This is a genomic window from Acidovorax sp. KNOB132, assembly GCF_057541515.1.
Map to the genome: position 1 here is coordinate 1 of NZ_BAAJYT010000381.1, position 2,631 is coordinate 2,631.

General features: G+C 71.5%; 4 protein-coding genes. 3 read left to right on the forward strand and 1 reads right to left on the reverse strand.

The genetic code is table 11. The annotated features are described in order from the left end of the window. Positions 1–84 precede the first annotated feature (84 nt). Positions 85–774 carry a dienelactone hydrolase family protein gene (locus tag AC27IO_RS22690; protein WP_272565844.1) on the reverse strand — a complete coding sequence of 230 codons (690 nt, stop codon included), beginning with the start codon at positions 772–774 and terminating at the stop codon, positions 85–87. 157 nt (positions 775–931) lie between these two features. Here AC27IO_RS22690 and AC27IO_RS22695 point away from each other — a divergent pair, with 157 nt between their 5' ends. From AC27IO_RS22695 to AC27IO_RS22705, 3 genes are all read left to right on the forward strand, one after another. Next, the gene (locus AC27IO_RS22695; RefSeq protein WP_498740901.1) at positions 932–1,678 is read left to right on the forward strand and encodes an SDR family oxidoreductase; all 747 of its coding nucleotides are present in this window, start codon (positions 932–934) and stop codon (positions 1,676–1,678) included. Beyond that, positions 1,678–2,313, forward strand: coding sequence for a MarC family protein (locus tag AC27IO_RS22700; protein ID WP_272565846.1), 636 nt, complete (start codon positions 1,678–1,680; stop codon positions 2,311–2,313). Before AC27IO_RS22695 ends, AC27IO_RS22700 begins: the two co-directional genes overlap by 1 nt. Before the next feature lie 9 nt (positions 2,314–2,322). Further along, a partial coding sequence (locus tag AC27IO_RS22705; RefSeq protein WP_498740903.1) for a response regulator occupies positions 2,323–2,631 on the forward strand: 309 nt, incomplete at its 3' end.

A 2,631-nucleotide genomic window follows, 5' to 3' on the forward strand; every position in this document is an offset into this window, starting at 1 on the left:
CCGGTCGGCGGACCGCTGCTGCTGTAGGACGCGGGTCGGCCGCCTCCGGGCCCGCGGCCGGTCAGGCGGCCCCGGGGGCTCCGCTCAGCCCACGTGCTTGGCGAAGAACGCCAGCGTGCGCTCGCGCGCCAGGGTGGCCGAGGCCTCGTCGTAGGAGCCGCGCTGGTCGCAGTTGAAGCCGTGGTCGGCGTCGTACACATGCACCTCCACTTCCGGGTGGGCCCGGCCGAAGGCCTGCACGCTGTCGAGCGCGATGAAGTGGTCGCGGTCGCCGAAGTGCGCCAGCACCGGAACCTTCGGGGTGCGCGCGCTTTCCTCGGTGGTGGTCATGCCGCCGCCGTAGTAGCAGACGGCGGCCGACAGGCCCTGCAGCTCGCACGCCGCGCGCCAGGTGAGCAGGCCGCCCCAGCAGAACCCCACGATGCCCACCTTGCCGCCGCCGGCCTGCGCCGCGTGGTCGATGGCGGCCTGGATGTCGGGCAGCACGCCCGCGCCGGGAAGCGCCTCGACGCGCGACTTGAGCGCGATGCCGTCCTGCATGTCCTGCGCGCTGTAGCCCAGCTCGACCCCGGGCTGCACCCGGGCGAAGGTGGCGGGCGCCACGGCCAGGTAGCCGCGCGCGGCCAGCCGGTCGGCCACGGCGCGGATATGCGAGTTCACGCCGAAGATTTCCTGCAGCACGACCACGGCGCCGCGCGCCTGGCCCTCGGGCTGCGCGACCCAGGCGGGCACCTTGAAACCGTCAGCCGATGCGATGTCCACGAAATTGCCCATGATGATGCGACTCCTTTGCCGGAAGGGATGGGTGAGAGAGGGTGGTTGGAAGAAAGCGGAACGGTGAAAAGACGCGCCGGCCCGGTGGTGGCTCGGGCCGGCGGATGCTGTAATGCGGGACCTTTCGCCAACGGTGCATTCTTGCAGGAGACGGCAATTGAACAAAGTGGTACTTGTGACCGGTGGTAGCCGGGGCATCGGCGCGGCGACCGCCCGGCTGGCCGCGCGCCAGGGCTGGGCGGTGGCGGTGAACTACGCCCGCGATGCGCAGGCGGCCGATGCCGTGGTGCAGGCCATCCGCGAGGCGGGCGGCCAGGCCATCGCCGTGCAGGCCGACGTGGCGAAGGAAGACGAGGTCGTCGCCCTGTTCGAGGCCGTCGATGCCCGGCTGGGCCCGCTCGGTGCCTTGGTGAACAACGCGGGCGTGGTCGACGTGCCCGCGCGCGTGGACCAGATGAGCGCCGAGCGCCTGCGCCGCATGTTCGACATCAACGTGGTGGGCAGCTTTCTCTGCGCACGCGAGGCCGTGCGGCGCATGAGCACGAAGCACGGCGGCGCGGGCGGCAGCATCGTCAACGTGTCCAGCGCCGCGGCGCGCCTGGGCGCGGCCGGGCAGTACGTGGACTACGCCGCCTCCAAGGGCGCCATCGACGTGCTCACGCTCGGCCTGGCCCGCGAGGTGGCGGCCGAGGGCGTCCGCGTGAATGCGGTGCGGCCCGGCCTCATCGACACCGACATCCACGCCAGCGGCGGCCTGCCCGACCGCGTGCGCGATCTGGCGCACCAGGTGCCCATGGGGCGGGGCGGCACGGCCGAGGAGGTGGCCGAGGCCATCGTCTGGCTGATGTCGGAGGCGGCCAGCTACACCACCCTGTCACTGCTCGACGTCTCCGGAGGCCGCTGATGGACCTGAAACCGCTCATCACGCTGCTGGCCATCGTGAACCCGCTGGCCATCGTGCCGTTCTTCATCCACTACACCGACGGGTTTTCGCAGCGCCAGCGCCGGCGCACCATCCAGGTGGCGGCCTTCAGCGCGTTCTGCGTAATCGCGGCCTGCGCGCTGCTCGGGCTGCAGATCCTGGAGTTCTTCAACATCTCGCTGCAGAGCTTCCAGGTGGGCGGCGGCATGCTGCTGCTCATCAGCGCGATGAACATGCTCAACGCCCAGCCGGCCGAGGCCAAGCCCCACACCCACGAACTGGAGGAAGGCGCCGAGAAGGCCGCCCAGGGCGACAGCATCGCCGTGGTGCCGCTCACCATCCCGCTGCTCACCGGGCCGGCCAGCATGTCCACCGTGGTGATATATGCCGACCGGGCGCAGACCTTCTGGCAGCACCTGGCGCTGGTGGGCTACGGCGTGGTCATCGCCGGCGCCACGGCGCTGTGCTTCGCGCTGGCCGACCCCATCGCGCGCGTGCTGGGCAAGACCGGCATCAACGTGATGACCCGGCTCATGGGCCTGATCCTCGCGGCGCTGGCGGTGGAGGTGATGGCCGAAGGGCTGGGCAAGCTGTTCCCCGTGCTGGTCGCGCGCTGAAGGCACGGCATGTCCACCACCCACGCCCGGTTGCTGCTGCTGGAGGACGACCCCGCCATCGCGCGCACGGTGGCCTATGCGCTCGAGCGCGAGGGGCTATCCATCGTGCACAGCCTGCTGCTGCGGGACGCGCGCGAACAGCTGCGCGCCCGGCCCTTCGACCTGCTGGTGCTGGACGTGGGCCTGCCCGACGGCAACGGCCTCGATCTGCTGCGCGACCTGCGCCGCGACCCGGCGCACCAGGCCACGCCGGTGCTCATGCTGAGCGCCCACGGCGAAGAACTCGACCGCGTGCTGGGCCTGGAGCTGGGCGCCGAC